At 75.6% G+C, this 1,013-nt stretch carries 1 pseudogene; it reads left to right on the top strand.

Annotated features, from left to right (window positions below):
• Nucleotides 1–7: 7 nt before the first annotated feature.
• Nucleotides 8–1,013, top strand: a pseudogene (locus tag CCN72_RS37180) (V-type ATP synthase subunit A); the annotation flags it as partial.

Raw genomic sequence — 1,013 nt, 5'->3', positions numbered from 1 at the left:
CTCCCGGATCCTGCGCGTCTCCGGCCCGCTCGTGGAGGTCGGCTGTCCCGCCGGGGTCGCCATGCACGATCTGATCGCGCTGGGCGCCGACCGGCTGCCGGGCGAGGTCGTCGCCATCCGCGGCGACACGGCCACCGTCCAGGCGTACGAGTACACCGGCGGGCTGGCCCCCGGCCACCCCGCGGAGCCGCTGGGTGTGCCGTTGTCGGTACGCCTCGCGCCGGACCTGCTCGGCGGGGTCTTCGACGGTCTGCTGCGCCCGCTGGCCGACAGCGGCGATCTGCTCACCACGGGCGGCCCCACGACCGCCGTACCCGGGCGCGCGGCCTGGCCGTTCACGCCACGGGTGGCGCGGGGCGGCCGAGTCGTGGCCGGTGCGGTCCTCGGGGAGATCGGCGGCCGGGTTCCGCTGCGGCTGCTGGTGCCGCCCGGACTGTCGGGCGAGGTGAGGTGGATCGCGCCCGCGGGCGAGCATCCCCCGGACGCGGTGCTCGCCGAGGTGGGCGGGCGGGAGGTGCGGATGGCGCAGCGCTGGCCGGTGCGCGGACCGCGCCCGGTCGCGCGGCGGCTGCCGGCCGAGGCGCCGCTGAACACCGGCCAGCGGGCCGTCGACCTGCTCTTCCCGGTGGCCCGCGGCAGCACGGTCGCCGTCCCCGGCGGCTTCGGCACCGGCAAGACCATGCTGCTCCAGCAGATCGCCAAGTGGTGCGACGCGGACGTGATCGTCTACGTCGGCTGCGGCGAGCGCGGCAATGAGATGGCGGACGTCATCGAGGAGCTGGGCGCGCTGACCGATCCACGCAGCGGGGGCCGGCTGGCGGAGCGGACCGTGACGATCGCGAACACCTCGAACATGCCGATGATGGCCCGCGAGGCGAGCGTACACACGGGTGCGACGGTCGCCGAGTACTTCCGCGACATGGGCCTCGACGTCGTGCTGATCGCCGACTCGACCTCCCGCTGGGCGGAGGCGCTGCGCGAGTTCGCCTCCCGTATGGGCGAGCTGCCCGCCG

This window comes from Streptomyces murinus, from assembly GCF_002154555.1.
Classification (GTDB): Bacteria; Actinomycetota; Actinomycetes; order Streptomycetales; family Streptomycetaceae; genus Streptomyces; species Streptomyces murinus.
The sequence above is the reverse complement of the archived record's forward strand: the minus strand, read 5'-3'. Positions and strand labels throughout refer to the sequence as shown.